We start from the raw sequence: 15739 nt of genomic DNA on the forward strand, positions 1-15739 counted from the left end.
AGTGTCATGAAAATAAAATATTCGCCCCTCGAAAAAAGGGATAATTATGACTGATACCGATAAGACTGATACGAATTTTACGCCAGAATTTCAGTCAGAAGAAGCTTCAAATTTAGATTCCAGCAGAATAACAATTCCAGGCACTCATAGTGGTGACGAAAAAATTGTTTTGCCTTTACCAGAAAATTCAAATGCTAATGAAGCTGGAAAATCTAAAGAAAACAAAAGATTAAAAAGCGTTCGCGCAATTATGGAAGCCAAGCCAAACCGTGCTGGGCAAATAATCTTTACTACGCTTCTTATTTTTGGTTTGGTTTATACTGCACTTAACGTTTTTACAGACATAAATAAATCGGCAATTTTCGGCGGCCCAGCGGTTACAGCTTGGCTGTATTTCTTATTGGGTACAGGGCTTCTTATTGCCCTTGGCTTTGAGTTTGTTAACGGCTTCCACGACACAGCAAACGCCGTTGCGACTGTTATTTACACCCATTCATTACCACCACACTTTGCCGTTATTTGGTCTGGGGTGTTTAACTTCCTTGGTGTGTTGTTTTCATCTGGCGCTGTTGCATTCGGTATTATTTCCTTATTACCAGTTGAACTAATTATGCAGGTTGGCGGTGGCGCAGGGTTTGCAATGGTTTTTGCGCTCTTGATTGCCGCCATTATCTGGAATTTGGGGACTTGGTGGCTTGGCCTTCCTGCATCATCATCGCATACACTAATCGGTTCTATAATGGGCGTTGGTATTGCCAATGCGCTTATGCGTGGTCGTGACGGGGCATCGGGAATTGATTGGGCGCAGGCAACGAAAATTGGGTGGTCTTTGCTTTTATCACCGCTTGTGGGTTTTGGTGTAGCAGCAATTTTATTACTCGTAATGAAGCTAGTTATCAAAAAACGTAAACTTTTCCGCGAGCCAAAGGGTAAGAAGCCGCCACCATTATGGATTCGTGGGCTTTTAATTATGACATGTACAGGTGTTTCGTTTGCCCATGGTTCAAACGATGGTCAAAAGGGCATGGGGTTAATTATGCTAATATTAATTGGCACAATCCCAACCACTTATGGTCTTAACCGCACTATGCCGCATAGCCAGACTACACAATTTATCGCAATGGCAGAAGTTACGCAGCGCTCGCTTGATAAAATGTCTCCGGCGCCTTTTTCTGGCAATTCGCGCGCAATTCTTACAGACTATATCAGAACCAAGAATTATACTCCGCAAACCTTGCCTGCATTATCTTCAATAATTGGCGAAATTTCTTATAAAGTTAAATTGTCAGGTTCATTGTCAAATGTTCCTGCCGCTTCAGTTACAAACGTGCGCAACGATATGTATTTAGTGTCGGAAACTGTTTCACGTCTTGATAAAGGTGGAAAACTTTCAACTTTTGCCAAAGAGGATCGTGAAAATGTTAAATCCTTCAAAGGAATGGTTGATAAGTCCACCAAATATATTCCAATTTGGGTAAAGGCCGCTGTGGCGATTGCGCTTGGCCTTGGAACTATGGTGGGATGGCGTAGAATTGTTACAACTGTGGGCGAACGTATTGGTAAAACTCACCTTACTTATGCCCAAGGTGCGGCGGCGGAATTAACCGCAATGGCAACCATTATGGCGGCCGATAATTTTGGTTTGCCGGTTTCAACAACACACGTCGTTTCATCAGGTATTGCAGGGACGATGACCGCGAACGGTTCAGGCTTGCAATTAGGAACGGTTCGTAACTTGCTTATGGCGTGGCTGTTGACACTTCCTGCCGCAATTTTGTTATCAGGCACACTCTATTGGATCTTTAGCCAATTTGTGAAGTAATTCATTTAAAATTTAGGGTTCTTGTGATATATGCCGCCTGCTTTGATTAAGTATGGAGGCAAAATTGAAACGAAATCCGATTGCAAAATCCCTGCGTTCCCCGCATTTGCGGTTGCAGGTGGTAAAGAATAAGAAAACTTATTCGCGAAAAATAAAACACAAAAAAGGCGGCTTTGAAAAATCTTCAGCTGCCTTTTTTATTTGTAGTTTTATATAGCCATCACAATAGTTCAAATTCAACCGCTTCGCCCGTTACCGAGCTTGGTGCAATCCATAGTTTGAATTTGCCGGCCTCTGGGTAATGTTTCAAATCATTATGAACAAAACCAAGTTCAGGAGCGCCAATTCTAAATTCAACTTTTTTGCTTTGACCGGCGTCAATTTCTACTAGTTCAAACGCCTTCAATTCACGAATGGGGCGGGTAATACTTGCGACCATGTCATGAATATATAATTGAACGGCTTCACGGACTTTGCGGTTGCCTTTATTGGTAATTATGCAGCTTGCGAATAAATCTTCATTCATCCCGATTTTTGGTGATGATAATTCAACCTTGCCATATTCAATTTCTGAATAAGTCAAACCATGACCAAAGCTATAAAGGGCGGTATTGTCGGTTTCGATATAGCGTGCCTTGTAAAACCTTTCTTGCCCCGGTTGTTGCGGTCGCCCGGTTATGCGGTGGTTGTAATAATATGGTTGTTGCCCTGAAAAATGCGGGAAAGACACGGGAAGGCGACCTTGTGGTGAATAATCACCAAAAATTAAATCTGCCAAGCCATTGCCATGCTCTGACCCCAAAAACCACGCGCAAAGAATCGCATCAGCATTTTTGACAGCACCTGATAATTCTAATGCTCGTCCGTGCGATAAAACTACAACCACTGGCTTTCCGGTTTTTGCGATAGCCTCGGCAAGTTCTTGTTGCGGTTGGGGAATGGTTATTGAAACACGAGATTGTGATTCACCGGAGAATTTTTCAGGTTCACCAACACAAAGTACAACAACATCGGCCCATTTTGCGGTTTGAACTGCTTCTTCAATTCCGCCATCCATTGCTTCTGTTATATGAGAACCTTTGGCAGTTTTTATCAAATCTTGCGATGATATTTGCGCACGTAAGCCTTTTTCTAATGTAACCGCATTGTCAAAATCAGGGAAAATCGTCCACGTACCAAGGGTTTGATATTTATCAGAAGCAAACGGTCCAATAAGCGCAATTTTTTTACCGGTTTTAGGAAGCGGTAAAATATTGTTTTCATTTTTCAATAAAACCGCTGATTTGCGCGCGGCTTCACGCGAAAGTGCGATTGCTTCCTTGGTGCGCTGGTCTTTTAATTCGCGCGCTTCATTTAAAGAGCGGTATGGGTTTTCAAATAGTCCCAAAGCTTGTTTAACCCGTAATACGCGGCGGACAGATTCATCAACCACTTTTAACGGCACTTCGCCTGATTTAACTAAGTCAGGCAGATATTTATTATAAAGCCCGCTTTCCATCGACATATCGCAACCTGCAAGAATGGATTTTTTGGCGGCATCACGACCATCTGCAGCATAACCATGATGAATTAGCTCATCATCGGCCGTATAGTCAGATACTACGAGCCCTTTAAAACCCCATTCATCGCGCAAAATATCTGTTAAAAGGTGAGGGTTTGCAGTTGAGGGAACGCCAGAAATATCGTTGAAAGATGACATCACGCTTAGAGCGCCGGCATCAAAAGCCGCTTTGAAAGGCGGCAAGTGGAGGTCGCGTAATGTTGCCTCGCTCATTTCTGTTGTGTTGTAATCCATCCCACCTTGAACGGCGCCATAAGCGGCAAAATGTTTTGGGCAAGAAAGGACGCTATATTCTGATTTTAAATCATTTCCTTGGAAACCTTTTACTCTTGCTTGTGCTAATTTGATGCCTAGATATGGATCTTCGCCAGAACCTTCGGCAACGCGCCCCCATCTTTGGTCGCGGGCAACGTCAACCATTGGGGCAAATGTCCATTGAATGCCGACTGCTGTGGCTTCAAATGCCGCCATTTTGGCCGTGCGTTCGCAAAGATCTATATCAAAACTTGCGCTTTCACCAAGTGGGATTGGGAATTGTGTTGTACAGCCATGAATAATATCGGCACCAAAAATAAGCGGTATTTTGCTTTTGGTTTGTGTTATTGCGATTTTTTGATATTCACGCGCACCTTTTGCACCTTTCGCGCTAAACAATGCACCAATTTCACCATTTTTAATTCGGGATATTAGTGCATCTTTTCCGACTTTTGCTTGTGCGGGATTAATTGCAATTGAGTTCGAGCGTGTGTTGTCGGCAAAAATGCTAAGCTGTCCAGCTTTTTCCTCTAATGACATATTGGCAATGAGATTATCGATAAAATCTTCATCTTTTGATTTTGCGAAAATAATTTTTGGGCTGAAAACGCCTGCGGCAATGCTGCCCATTAAAAAACTGCGTCTAGAAAATGCTAAATTATTTTCGAGTATTGTCATCATTCATCCCTTAAATGTTTTCTTTGACAATAAAGGCGTGGAAACGTTTCCGCAATATTAAAAGAGCAATAATTATGCTATGAACTGATTTTACACCTTAAGACCTTGCCCAAAACGGCGGCTTGGAGTAGGCGAGAAATCATAAAATACAGGGAATATCATGTCGGTTAGCGAAAAAGACGTAAGAAAAATCGCCCGCCTTTCACGACTTGCCATACAGGACGAAAAAGTGCCTGTAATGGTTGATGAACTGAATGGCATTTTGAATTGGATTGAAATGTTGAATGAGGTCAATGTCGATGGCGTTGAACCTATGACATCTGTTGTGGCGCAGGTATTGCCAATGCGTGATGATGTCGTTTCTGATGGAGATCAACAGGCGGCAGTTTTGAAAAATGCACCCAAGGCAGATTCTGGCTTTTTTGTCGTGCCAAAGGCAGTGGAATAGGGGCAGGACATGACTGATTTAACCAAACTAACTCTAAAATCCGCGCTGGATGGTTTGAGCAAGGGTGACTTTACATCTTTGGAAATCACCGATGCATTTTTGAATAAAATTGATGCCATCAATCCGAAATTAAATGCCTATACATTGGTAACCCATGAAAAGGCACGCGAAGACGCAAAGGCATCTGATGCACGCCGTGCGGCTGGCAACGCGGGGGCATTAGAAGGCGCGCCTCTTGGTATTAAAGACTTGTTCGCGACCAAGGGATATCGCACTGCTGCTTGCTCTAAAATTCTTGGTGAATTTAAACCAGAATATGAATCAACCGTCACAAGTAATTTGTGGCGTGATGGTGCTGTAATGCTTGGCAAGTTGAATATGGATGAATTCGCAATGGGTTCATCAAATGAAACTTCTGCTTACGGTCCGGTTGTAAACCCTTGGCAGGTTGAAAAGAAACTAACCCCTGGTGGTTCATCTGGTGGTTCGGCGTCTGCTGTTGCGGCTGATTTATGCCTTGCGGCAACTGCGACCGACACTGGTGGTTCAATTCGCCAACCTGCATCATTTACTGGTACAGTTGGTATAAAACCAACCTATGGACGTTGTTCACGTTGGGGTATTGTTGCCTTTGCAAGTTCACTTGATCAAGCTGGACCAATTGCCAAAGACGTTACCGATACCGCAATCATGTTGAAATCAATGTGCGGTCACGACATTAAAGATTCAACTTCTTTGAATGTTCCGGTTCCTGATTTTGCTGCCGCAGTTTCACGCGGGGTAAAGGGCTTGAAAATTGGTGTTCCAAAGGAATATCGCCTTGACGGTATGCCAGAAGAAATTGAAAAATTGTGGCAAGACGGCATTAATTGGCTAAAAGAAGCGGGTGCAGAGATTGTGGATATTTCACTTCCTCACACTAAATATGCACTTCCAACATATTATATTGTTGCCCCTGCTGAGGCTTCTTCAAACCTTGCGCGTTATGATGGTATGCGTTTTGGAAATCGCGTTGATGGCAAAGACCTTATCGATACCTATGAAAAGACCCGCGCAGCTGGTTTTGGTGCAGAGGTACAACGTCGTATCCTAATTGGTACTTACGTTCTTTCTGCGGGCTATTATGATGCATATTATCTAAAGGCACAAAAGGTTCGTGCAAGAATTCTTGAAGACTTTACTAAGGCTTGGGAAAAATGCGATGCGATTTTAACGCCAACCGCACCATCCGCTGCATTCCCACTTGGTCAAAAACAAACAGACCCTATTCAAATGTATTTGAATGACGTCTTTACGGTTACTACTAACCTTGCTGGTCTTCCTGGTATTTCTGTGCCTGCTGGCGTTGATGTGAACGGTCTTCCTCTTGGTTTACAAGTTATCGGCAAGGCATTGGACGAAGAAACATTATTCGCGGTTGCTGGCTCTATTGAAAAAGCCGCCAACTTTACCGCAAAACCAAATTTATAAGGTGTTATTATGACAGTAGAAGCAAGCACACCTGTTTTCACCGCTTTCAAAACCGCACGTCCTGACCAATGGGTAAAGGGCGTAACAGGTGATTGGGAAATCATCGTTGGTATGGAAGTCCATGCACAGGTTGCGGCAAATTCAAAATTATTTTCGGGCGCATCTGCATCATATGGCGGCGATCCAAATAGCCATGTTTCATTCATTGATTCTGGCATGCCGGGCATGTTGCCGGTTATCAACAAGTTTTGTGTTGAGCAGGCGGTAAAAACCGGTCTCGGTTTGGGTGCGAAAATTAACCTGTGGTCACGCTTTGACCGTAAAAACTATTTTTACCCAGATTTGCCACAAGGCTACCAAATTTCTCAATATCTTTACCCAATCGTAGGTGAGGGGGAGCTTGAGGTTGAATCCGAAGATAAATCAACAATCATGGTTGGTATCGAGCGTATCCACCTTGAACAGGATGCGGGTAAATCAATCCACGACCTTGATCCTGATGCAACCTATGTTGACCTTAATCGTTCTGGCTGTGCCTTGATGGAGATTGTATCAAAACCTGATATTCGTTCACCAGAAGAAGCAGCAAATTATTTCAAATCATTGCGCTCTTTGGTGCGTTATCTTGGCACTTGCGATGGTAATATGGACGAAGGTTCTATGCGTGCTGACGTTAACGTATCTGTTCGTCGCCCAGGTGGTGAATTGGGAACGCGTTGCGAAATCAAAAACGTAAACTCAACTAAGTTCGTTGCGATGGCTGTTGCCTATGAGGCGCGTCGCCAAATTGAAATTCTTGAAGATGGCGGTTCAATTGACCAAGAAACGCGTCTATTTGATGTGAAAACAGGTCAAACCCGCACCATGCGTTCAAAAGAAGATGCGCATGATTACCGTTATTTCCCTGATCCTGATTTGTTGCCATTGGTAATCACTCAAGAATGGGTGGACGGTATTAAGGCAACCTTACCAGAATTGCCAAGTGCAAAAAAACACCGCTTTATCAATGACTTTGGCTTGTCTGCTTATGATGCGGGTGTTTTGGTTGCCGATAAAGAATTCTCTGATTATTTCGAAGAAGCGGCCAAGGGTACAGATGCCAAAATGGTCAATTCATGGCTAACGGTTGAATTATTTGGTTGGTTAAACAAGAACGGTGTTGAATTTGCCAATTCACCAATTTCTGCCAAGAATTTGGGTGGTCTTGTAAAACTTATTCAAGACGGAACTATCAATGGTAAAATCGCCAAAGATGTATTCGCAAAAATGATTGAAACAGGTGATGAACCTGCGGCAATCGTTGAGCGTGAAGGTTTAAAACAAACCACCGACACCGGTGCAATTGAAAAAGCCATTGACGATTTGATGGCAACCCAACCAGAAAAAGTTACCGAAGCCCGCGAAAAACCAAAAATGCTTGGTTGGTGGGTTGGTCAAGTTATGAAATCCACCGGTGGCAAAGCCAACCCGGCGATTGTGAATGATATTCTTAAGAAGAAATTGGGAATTGAGTAAATTTAACCCCAGATTACGCTCTTAGGTGTTTCGTAATAGAGATAAGAATTTAAAAAGGCGCTTCAATCGAAGCGCCTTTGATATCAATTAAAAGCTGTTTCCAAAAACTTATTTTTTATTTTATCTTTAAATTCTGAATCTATTAAATTATCTAAAAAAGTCGTTTGTTCTATCAATTTTTTTAGAGCCATACCGCCTTTTTTATCGTATGAATGATTAGATAAAGCATTATATATTATCATTCTCAACTGATATTCTGAAGTTTGGGAACGCAATACTCTAACATAGAAAGATTTTACGTTTTTATTTAGATTTGATTCCTCAATAAATTTTAGAATTATGTATATTGTTCTAAAATAATGTAGTAATTCAAAGCCATTATCTCCATTAACTCTTGCTTCTTTGTTATTTTCAGGAATAATTTGTTTTGTTATAAAGCATTTATATTCTTTATTGAATTCAGCATTAAAATTTTTATTGGTATCTGTAAAATCTATATTTTTAAGTCTCATTTCCAATTTATCATAATAAAATACAAATACATCCCTGCCTCTATGTATTTGTTCATGTGTTTTTCTTTTTTTAATATCAAAGTCATTTACGATAGAATTTAATAAATTTATTAAGTTAAAGAATCTGCTTTCATATTCTTGTTCTAAATAGGAATTTCTTGCATTTTTTATTTCTAAAAATTGCAAATAGAAACCCGCAACTAGAAATAGAAATGCAAGTCCTGAAAACAAGGCATTTGAAAATCCAAAAATATCTCCAAATTGTCCAAATATTTCTCTGAATTTTGGATTGTCCGCAATATAAAGCCCGAATTTCCAGTTTTCATAAATTATAAAATAAATAAGAAAAAATACTAATATCATAAAAAAAATAAATTTAAGATTATCAAATGATTTTTTTATTATATATTTCATTTCGAGACTCACTATTTATATTTAATTGTTTGTGCATGCCACAACATAAGGCTTCAAATGCATATCGTAATATTTTATAAAAAAATTTCATTGGTTTACATTCTAAGCTTGGTCGGTCAATTTTCACCACGAAATGTATTTCTATAATTAATAAATTTTACTTTCCCTGTGGGGCAGCCTGATCATAGAAGCCACCTAAATCCTTTACCAATTGGCTTAAGGCTTCGGGGTTTAGATAAATCATATGCCCAGATGGGTAATATTTAAAGCTAACATTTTTAACGGTTTGTGGTTTAAGTGGAATATGCGCAATATCATATTCGGTGGCAAAAAACGGCGTTGCCATGTCATAATAACCATTCAGGGATAGCACTTTCAAGTGTGGGTTTTGACGCATTGCGGCGCCCAAATCGATACCAACGTCTGGCATCATTTGTGTCCAACCTTGTGCGGGTCTATGTTTCCAGTCCCAATCAAAATCAGGTTGCGAATATGCGCCAAGGCGGTAATCCAAATCAGTTTTGTATTGTAAATCTGATGTCAAATATGCCCGAAGTGACGACACGAACACTGAATTAATTCCGGTGTCCGATGCGTCAAAATCAGGGTTTTCGCCGGCATCATCATAATCAACCCCAAGGAAACGTGAATCAAAGCGCCCAACGGTTTCATGGCGATCGCGCAATAATTCTTTTTGGAAGCGATTAAGATCAATTCGTAAATCCGCTTTCATGATATAATCAGCCGAAAGACCGGTGTATTTTGACAATTTTTGTGCAACAGCACTTTTTTCTGCATCGCTTATAGTATTACCTTTTGCAAGGGCGGCGGCATATTCACCACTTGCAAATTTTCTGACTTCGTCAACAAAGACTGATAAATCGGAGGGCTTATTTTCAATTTTGTTATGGTACCATGCGGTTGCCGCATATGACGGCAAATAAGCAATGTAACCAATATCATAGCCTGGTTGTTCGATGCCGTAATTAAGAATACTTGAAAGCAATATTACGCCATTAAAATCCATACCTTGGTTCTGTAAATTATTCACAAGATTGGCCGAACGTGTCGTGCCATAACTTTCACCAAATAAGAACTTTGGTGAGTTCCAACGTTCATTTAATGTCACATAGCGTTTAATTGCACGTGCAAACGCATCCACATCTTGATCAACTCCCCAGAATTTTTTGCCTTCTGTTTTGCCAAGTGGGCGTGAATATCCGGTGCCGATTGCATCAATGAAAACTAGGTCAGTCTTATCAAGCAAACTTTCATCATTCTCACCATAGGTATATGGGGCAGGGCCAGTTGCATCGGGTGAAGTTGTGCGCACCCTTACAGGGCCAAAGCTTCCCATATGAAGCCATAATGATGCAGAACCTGGACCACCATTATAAAGGAAGGTGACAGGTCGGTTTTTTCCAGGATTTGCGGTATAGGCAACATAAAATACGCTTGCTGTTGGTACGCCTTCATCGTCTCGGATGGTTAGAGTTCCAGCCGTTGCGGTATAGTCAATTTTCTTTCCCTTTATTGTGACGCTATGTTTTGTGGCCTTAGTTGTTTCTGTAATAGGTGCAAGCGCGGTTGCCTTGGTGATTTGTTCCGTGACGCTATCGTTTTCAGGTTTTGCATCTTCTTTTTTTTGTGGCTCGGCGGCAAAGGCGATTGAAGAACAAAGTGATAATGCTAACACTGAAATAGAAACAATTTTGCGCATAAATTAGACCTCAGGATTGACGGTTTGTATAAAAGCGCAAATTGAGTGTGAGTCCTTTTGTTTGTGAATAGAAACTATTGCAACAAAATGATTTTAAATAAAAATTCTTTATTTTTTAAACCAGTCGTCAAATGCATTTTTTAATGCATTATCCAATACTGAAATGTCCGATGTGACCCCAAGATTTGCAAGGCTAGTTACACCATATTCTTCTGGATCTATGCCGCACGGAATAATGCCACCAAAATGCTCTAAATTTGGCGAGACATTTATTGCAACACCGTGAAACGAAACCCAACGCCTAATACGCAAACCAATTGCCGCAATTTTTTCTTCACGAATATTGCCGTCAATTTGCGGCACATCAACCCAAACCCCAACGCGTCCATCGCGTATTTCGCCTTTAACGCCAAGTGAGGCGAGGGTGGCAATAACCCATTTTTCAACACGGCAAACAAAATCACGTATGTCGCGACCTTGGCGGTTTAGATCTAGCATAAGATAGACTACGCGCTGCCCGGGGCCATGATAGGTTATTTTTCCACCGCGCCCGGTTTTTATAACTTCTATATCATGTGCATCAATAATATCGTCCTCTTTGCCAGAGGTGCCAATTGTGTAAACTGGTGGATGTTCCAAAAGCCAAACAAGTTCACCCGATACACCGTCTTGAATTTCTTTTACGCGGTTTTCCATAAAATCAACCGCTTCTGAATATGAAATTGGTTCGGGGGATATCAACCACTCGACAGGCATTACTTACGAACTTCTATGAGGGTTTCGTTCATGCCAACTTGACCGACAAGGTCATAGAATTTTTTAGCATTATATGTGTTCAAACGAATACAACCATGTGACGCAGCGCTGCCAAGGCGTTTTACGGCTTCGGTTCCATGAACCGCATAACCTTGATAAAAGAATACAGCATATGGCATTGGGGCATTATCATATGTACGTGAGCGCCACATTTCATATTTTCTTTGTGCATTATAATACCCCGGCGGAGTTTCATAACCGATTTTTCCAGAAGATATGTTCCAATGATAAATTAGCTCTTCATCAAGTGTAACGTCCATGGTTTGATTAGAAAGGGAAATAACCGCAACTAGTCTTTCCGCATGCGCAACACCTGGAAATAGCGCGATTATCATTATTAGTAGAAGTTTTTTCATTATTCGTCCCAGCTGCGAGTTTATTAATTCAAGTCCTTTAATATTTCAATTGGCGGTCGTCATTATTTACTGATTGTGGCAATTTGTTGGAATTGCATAAAATTGATAAAATTATTTTCATTAATAACTTATCATTCATAATTTGAACTTAAACTGAACGGACAAATCAAACAGGGATAAAAGATGCAAATCAAAAAAGTGGGAATTGATATTTCGGTATTGGTTGGACGCTCAACCCTTGCGATGCATCAATTGCTTCGTATGGGTCGTGGCGCAGTTATTCCTCTTAGCGCTAGTCCAGATGATCCGGTTTGGATACTTGCCAATGATCATCCAATCGCACGTGGTGAAATACATCTCGAAGATGATAAAATTTCTGTCGAAATTATTGGTGCGGCAAATGTTTATGACTATTACGCAGGTACATAGTCTTTAAAGTGATGCGTTTTTTGTATTTCTACAAAAGCATCACAAATCATTGTAATTTTTGCTTTTCATTTATGGCAAGCTAAGCTAAGCCAACCTTGCTTTTATTGCGCACGTGGCGGAATTGGTAGACGCGCAGCGTTGAGGTCGCTGTGGGGAGACCCGTGGAGGTTCGAGTCCTCTCGTGCGCACCATTTATTTAAAATGCCGTGTTTGCGATTTTTTAGCGCTTTCAGCATTTTAGTTACATAGTGAAGAGTTTTGAAAACGATTTTCTATAACTTTTCACCAATATTTTATATTTCTTGATGTGTTTATGACACATCATTCGTAGAAGGATTTTAGCAATGACAGGGGATGGCAGTAATGGAAACTTTAACCAAACCCGTAAATCCTTTGGACATTGCGGATAAATCAAACCCAAACTATCCTGATAATAATGGTTTCGACCCTAACGATGACGATTCACAGTTCATCGTAAAGGTTATTGCTGCGGCTGGGGATCATGACCCAATTGCGCTGCGCAAATTACTATTACCGCTTCACCCCGCAGATATGGCAGCGGTTTTGCGCAATATTCCCGAAGAAAGCGCGCGAACCATTATAAAATTCATAGGCGAAGAACTTGATTCTGAAGTTTATGCTGAGCTTGATGAAGATACACGTGAACTTGTATTAGAAGTATTGCCAAAAGCTGCGGTTGCGCGCGCAATTGAAGATCTTGATACCGATGACGCGGTTGCATTCGTTGAAGAGCTTGACGAAGATGACCGTGCTGGCGTTCTTGCGGAAGCATCCGATGAATTGCGTGCCACAATCGAAGGCGCAATGTCATTTGAGGAAGAAACTGCTGGCCGCTTGATGCAGCGGGAATTTGTGGCCGCGCCAGAATTTTGGGACGTTGGGCGTACAATTGACCATATGCGCCAAGTTGGTGAGGATTTGCCGGACCTTTTCTTTGAGATTTATGTCGTCGACCCAACTTTTAAGCCTATTGGTGCAATCGCGGTTTCACGCCTTATGCGTGCGCCACGAGATACAAACCTTAAAGACCTAACTGAAAAGCTTCACGTTATCGTTAGCCCTGAAACTGACCAAGAAGACGTGGCTTTGGCATTTAGAAAATACCACTTGATTTCTGCGCCGGTTGTTGACGATGCGGGGCGTTTAAACGGTATGATTACCGTGGACGATATCGTACAGGTATTACAAGAAGAAAACGAAGAAGACTTGTTGGCACTTGCGGGTGTACGCGAAGCATCAACTACTGATTCTGTTATAAATTCGGTGCAATCACGTTTGCCGTGGTTGATTTTTAACCTGATAACCGCGTTAATTAATTCGTTTGTTATCGGTAAATTTTCCGGTTTAATTGAGCAAGTTGTTGCACTTGCTATTTTGATGCCAATTGGTTCGGCGCTTGGCGGAAACGCAGGCACACAAACTCTTGCGGTTGCGGTTCGTGCGTTGGCTTCACGTGAGCTGACTGATAAGAACTCTGGTAAAATTATTGCGCGTGAGTTTTTTACAGGTGTTTTGAATGGCGTTGCGGTTGCCGCAGTTTTTGGGCTTGTTGCCTATATTTGGTTTAAAAACCCAATAATTTCGATTGCAGCGGCAGGTGGCATAATGATTGACTTTATTGCAGCTGGCCTAGCAGGTATTCTTATCCCGCTTACTTTGAAGAAATTTGGTCAAGACCCTGCTGTTGCATCAAGTATTTTTGTGACTTTTGTTACTGATTGTGTTGGCTTTGCGTCATTCCTTACTATTGCGATGCTATTGCTAAAATAACCTATTTTGGCAAATAAATTGCGATATTCCATCTGAATGTGGATTAGTGCCCCAAAACGGCACAAATTTGATGGAAATAAAATGTCGCGAATGAAAATTTCAAGAAATGGCTTATATCTTATCGAAAGTTTTGAGGGTTTTCGTGCCAAAGCGGTAAGTTTGCCTGATGGAAGATATACGATTGGCTTTGGTCATGCCGCTACGGCGCGTGAAGGCATGATCATTAATCGCGAACAAGCCGAACAATTGCTTTTGTGGGATTTAATACCTGTTGAAGAGGCGGTTCGTTCATTGGTTCATGCGCCGATTAATCAAAACCAATTTGATGCGCTTGTTTCATTTATTTTCAATATTGGCATAGAGAAGTTTAAAGAAAGCGATATTTTAAAATACCTTAACCAAGGACAAATGGTTAATGCTGCACTGGCTATGAATTTGTGGCGACGTTCAATTATTAATGGACGTGAAATTCTGGTTGATGCTTTGATAAGACGTCGTGCCCATGAAATAGCAATATTCTTAGAACCTGTCGGCACGCGACCTGCGGCACCAAGCCCTGTTGTTATTCCATTAGTTGATAATACTCTTGTTTCACATATTCCTAATGCTGAGAATGTTAAAGAAATTAAACCAATTCCACAATCGGCAGCGTTTGAAATTGCAGAAAATGAAACTGTAAAAGAAGGTAAAGAAAAAAACGCAAGCGATCTAGTTGAAGATGATGATCAGTTCACAACTGATTCAGATAATGAATTACTAAATTCGCATGACACAGAAAACCATCTGAAATTTATTGATGATACAAATCAAGATGCGCAGCCTAATGCTGCAAATGTTGTTAAAATTACCGATGACAAAGATGAGGCAATTACAAATGATGTAATTGCAAAAGTCAGTAATGAAAGCGTCACTTCTGACCCTGTTGAAGATACAAAAAAAACTAATTCAAAGCCGTCATCGAATGACATCGCGAATTATTTTATGATTGGTTCGGGTGCAATTGCATTGATCGCAAGTGTCTCAGAATTAATACGATTTGGTGTGTTTACTGGCGGAACTGAATTAACGCCAAATATTGCATTTATCGAGATGATCGCGGCAGTTGGTTTAATTGCAATTATAATCGGCTTATTATCAAAGTTGAAATCTTAGCCGCGTTGTAAAGTTTTCATTTTATCCGTTGCAGCGTCATAGGCAACGCATGTTTGCGGCGCTGTCGGCACTTTGACGCAAATTACAGGAATATTTTTGTCGCGTGCTTTTTGATAGGCTTCGCGTGTGAATTCAGTGCCATATGGCGCATCATCATCACTAATCCAAGCAGGATATGCCGCTGCGTGAATTGCAGAGTCCGGTAAAGATGCTGCGATTGCCTTTTGCAAATTATTTTTATCAACGTTTGGGTCAATGCCAAAATCACGACCCGGTGCAGCCATGGAAAATAAAATCTTTCCTTCTGGTGATTTTATGGCAATTCGAACAATTGAATTATAGCAATCATCGCCGATTGCCGTTGCGACAACTAGACCACTTGTTGACCAATCTCTTATAGGAATTTTTTTGCTAACACTAATGACGCAGCCTGCAACAGCCTGTTGTGCCGCAAGTGCCTCAGCATTTGCATCAACTGGCATGTCTTTATTTGCGGGAATTAAAGTGCTTGTATCATTTCCTTGCCCAGCGAGCATGTTAGACAAATCTTGTTGTGCTTCGCCTGTTTCATTAACGATGTGTGATTGTGTGTCATAATCGTTATTTTGTGAGTTATCAGGATTAATCTTAAGAACAAAGCGGGTAACAACTACGCCAGCGCCAATAAGTGCGACAACGCCCAAAGCAATAGCAGATACAACAACGGCTCTCATAATTTTCCTTAGATTACATTATGAACAAGTTAAATAGATCTAATTAGGCGTAATACACTCAAACATGGGCAAAATATTGACCAAATT

At 41.1% G+C, this 15739-nt stretch carries 14 protein-coding genes and 1 tRNA gene; 9 read left to right on the forward strand and 6 right to left on the reverse strand.

Annotated elements, in window-relative coordinates; all coding sequences use genetic code 11:
• The first annotated feature begins 46 nt into the window (after window positions 1–46).
• Both KXV15_RS06930 and KXV15_RS13545 read left to right on the forward strand, forming a co-directional pair.
• Complete coding sequence (locus KXV15_RS06930) at window positions 47–1822, forward strand: inorganic phosphate transporter (RefSeq protein WP_240007445.1); 1776 nt, start codon at window positions 47–49, stop codon at window positions 1820–1822.
• 52 nt (window positions 1823–1874) lie between these two features.
• The gene (locus KXV15_RS13545; RefSeq protein ID WP_420830572.1) at window positions 1875–2039 is read left to right on the forward strand and encodes a DUF7230 family protein; all 165 of its coding nucleotides are present in this window, start codon (window positions 1875–1877) and stop codon (window positions 2037–2039) included.
• 3 nt (window positions 2040–2042) lie between these two features.
• Here the strand turns inward: KXV15_RS13545 and bglX are convergent, their stop codons facing one another.
• Window positions 2043–4316 carry a beta-glucosidase BglX gene (bglX, locus tag KXV15_RS06935; RefSeq protein ID WP_240007446.1) on the reverse strand — a complete coding sequence of 758 codons (2274 nt, stop codon included), beginning with the start codon at window positions 4314–4316 and terminating at the stop codon, window positions 2043–2045.
• A gap of 160 nt (window positions 4317–4476) precedes the next feature.
• Here bglX and gatC point away from each other — a divergent pair, with 160 nt between their 5' ends.
• Genes gatC through gatB form a run of 3 tightly spaced genes read left to right on the forward strand, consistent with a single transcriptional unit; the run spans window position 4477 to window position 7749 of the window.
• Complete coding sequence (gene gatC / locus KXV15_RS06940) at window positions 4477–4764, forward strand: Asp-tRNA(Asn)/Glu-tRNA(Gln) amidotransferase subunit GatC (RefSeq protein ID WP_240007447.1); 288 nt, start codon at window positions 4477–4479, stop codon at window positions 4762–4764.
• A gap of 9 nt (window positions 4765–4773) precedes the next feature.
• Entirely contained in the window at window positions 4774–6234 is a 1461-nt protein-coding gene (gatA, locus tag KXV15_RS06945) for an Asp-tRNA(Asn)/Glu-tRNA(Gln) amidotransferase subunit GatA (RefSeq protein ID WP_240007448.1), read from the forward strand.
• Between the two features lie 9 nt (window positions 6235–6243).
• On the forward strand, window positions 6244–7749 hold the full coding sequence (gene gatB, locus KXV15_RS06950; RefSeq protein ID WP_240007449.1) for an Asp-tRNA(Asn)/Glu-tRNA(Gln) amidotransferase subunit GatB: 1506 nt from the start codon (window positions 6244–6246) through the stop codon (window positions 7747–7749).
• Window positions 7750–7832: 83 nt separating this feature from the next.
• On the opposite strand, the gene KXV15_RS06955 is transcribed toward gatB, so the two are convergent.
• The 4 genes from KXV15_RS06955 to KXV15_RS06970 form a co-directional block, all read right to left on the reverse strand.
• Window positions 7833–8675, reverse strand: a complete 843-nt coding sequence (locus tag KXV15_RS06955) for a putative phage abortive infection protein (protein ID WP_240007450.1) — start codon at window positions 8673–8675, stop codon at window positions 7833–7835.
• Between the two features lie 157 nt (window positions 8676–8832).
• Window positions 8833–10395 (reverse strand): S10 family peptidase, encoded by a 1563-nt coding sequence (locus tag KXV15_RS06960; protein WP_240007451.1) that lies wholly within the window; start codon window positions 10393–10395, stop codon window positions 8833–8835.
• A gap of 108 nt (window positions 10396–10503) precedes the next feature.
• On the reverse strand, window positions 10504–11151 hold the full coding sequence (gene lipB, locus KXV15_RS06965; RefSeq protein ID WP_240007452.1) for a lipoyl(octanoyl) transferase LipB: 648 nt from the start codon (window positions 11149–11151) through the stop codon (window positions 10504–10506).
• Window positions 11151–11567 carry a L,D-transpeptidase gene (locus KXV15_RS06970; protein WP_240007453.1) on the reverse strand — a complete coding sequence of 139 codons (417 nt, stop codon included), beginning with the start codon at window positions 11565–11567 and terminating at the stop codon, window positions 11151–11153. Before KXV15_RS06970 ends, lipB begins: the two co-directional genes overlap by 1 nt.
• Window positions 11568–11750: 183 nt before the next feature.
• On the opposite strand from KXV15_RS06970, the gene KXV15_RS06975 reads away from it, so the two are divergent.
• The 4 genes from KXV15_RS06975 (at window position 11751) to KXV15_RS06990 (ending at window position 14939) form a co-directional block, all read left to right on the forward strand.
• Entirely contained in the window at window positions 11751–11996 is a 246-nt protein-coding gene (locus KXV15_RS06975) for a FliM/FliN family flagellar motor switch protein (protein WP_240007454.1), read from the forward strand.
• A gap of 106 nt (window positions 11997–12102) precedes the next feature.
• Window positions 12103–12187 (forward strand) — tRNA-Leu (locus KXV15_RS06980).
• A gap of 172 nt (window positions 12188–12359) precedes the next feature.
• Entirely contained in the window at window positions 12360–13787 is a 1428-nt protein-coding gene (gene mgtE / locus KXV15_RS06985) for a magnesium transporter (protein ID WP_240007455.1), read from the forward strand.
• Window positions 13788–13877: 90 nt separating this feature from the next.
• Window positions 13878–14939, forward strand: a complete 1062-nt coding sequence (locus KXV15_RS06990) for a lysozyme (protein ID WP_240007456.1) — start codon at window positions 13878–13880, stop codon at window positions 14937–14939.
• Here KXV15_RS06990 and KXV15_RS06995 read toward each other — a convergent pair.
• A complete protein-coding gene (locus tag KXV15_RS06995; RefSeq protein ID WP_240007457.1) occupies window positions 14936–15652 on the reverse strand; it encodes a hypothetical protein in 717 nt (238 codons plus the stop codon). The two genes, KXV15_RS06990 and KXV15_RS06995, sit on opposite strands and share 4 nt — an antisense overlap.
• Window positions 15653–15739 lie beyond the last annotated feature (87 nt).

The organism is Pseudaquidulcibacter saccharophilus, assembly GCF_019455445.1.
In the GTDB taxonomy this organism is placed as follows: domain Bacteria; phylum Pseudomonadota; class Alphaproteobacteria; order Caulobacterales; family Aquidulcibacteraceae; genus Pseudaquidulcibacter; species Pseudaquidulcibacter saccharophilus.

Excerpts from the sequence above, each read along its gene's own strand:
- KXV15_RS06960 (WP_240007451.1), bottom strand. The coding sequence starts at position 10,395 with ATGCGCAAAATTGTTTCTATTTCAGTGTTAGCATTATCACTTTGTTCT.
- mgtE (WP_240007455.1), top strand. The coding sequence starts at position 12,360 with ATGGAAACTTTAACCAAACCCGTAAATCCTTTGGACATTGCGGATAAA.
- gatB (WP_240007449.1), top strand. The coding sequence starts at position 6,244 with ATGACAGTAGAAGCAAGCACACCTGTTTTCACCGCTTTCAAAACCGCA.
- KXV15_RS06955 (WP_240007450.1), bottom strand. The coding sequence starts at position 8,675 with ATGAAATATATAATAAAAAAATCATTTGATAATCTTAAATTTATTTTT.
- gatC (WP_240007447.1), top strand. The coding sequence starts at position 4,477 with ATGTCGGTTAGCGAAAAAGACGTAAGAAAAATCGCCCGCCTTTCACGA.
- bglX (WP_240007446.1), bottom strand. The coding sequence starts at position 4,316 with ATGACAATACTCGAAAATAATTTAGCATTTTCTAGACGCAGTTTTTTA.
- lipB (WP_240007452.1), bottom strand. The coding sequence starts at position 11,151 with ATGCCTGTCGAGTGGTTGATATCCCCCGAACCAATTTCATATTCAGAA.
- KXV15_RS06970 (WP_240007453.1), bottom strand. The coding sequence starts at position 11,567 with ATGAAAAAACTTCTACTAATAATGATAATCGCGCTATTTCCAGGTGTT.
- KXV15_RS13545 (WP_420830572.1), top strand. The coding sequence starts at position 1,875 with ATGGAGGCAAAATTGAAACGAAATCCGATTGCAAAATCCCTGCGTTCC.
- KXV15_RS06990 (WP_240007456.1), top strand. The coding sequence starts at position 13,878 with ATGAAAATTTCAAGAAATGGCTTATATCTTATCGAAAGTTTTGAGGGT.
- KXV15_RS06995 (WP_240007457.1), bottom strand. The coding sequence starts at position 15,652 with ATGAGAGCCGTTGTTGTATCTGCTATTGCTTTGGGCGTTGTCGCACTT.
- KXV15_RS06930 (WP_240007445.1), top strand. The coding sequence starts at position 47 with ATGACTGATACCGATAAGACTGATACGAATTTTACGCCAGAATTTCAG.
- KXV15_RS06975 (WP_240007454.1), top strand. The coding sequence starts at position 11,751 with ATGCAAATCAAAAAAGTGGGAATTGATATTTCGGTATTGGTTGGACGC.
- gatA (WP_240007448.1), top strand. The coding sequence starts at position 4,774 with ATGACTGATTTAACCAAACTAACTCTAAAATCCGCGCTGGATGGTTTG.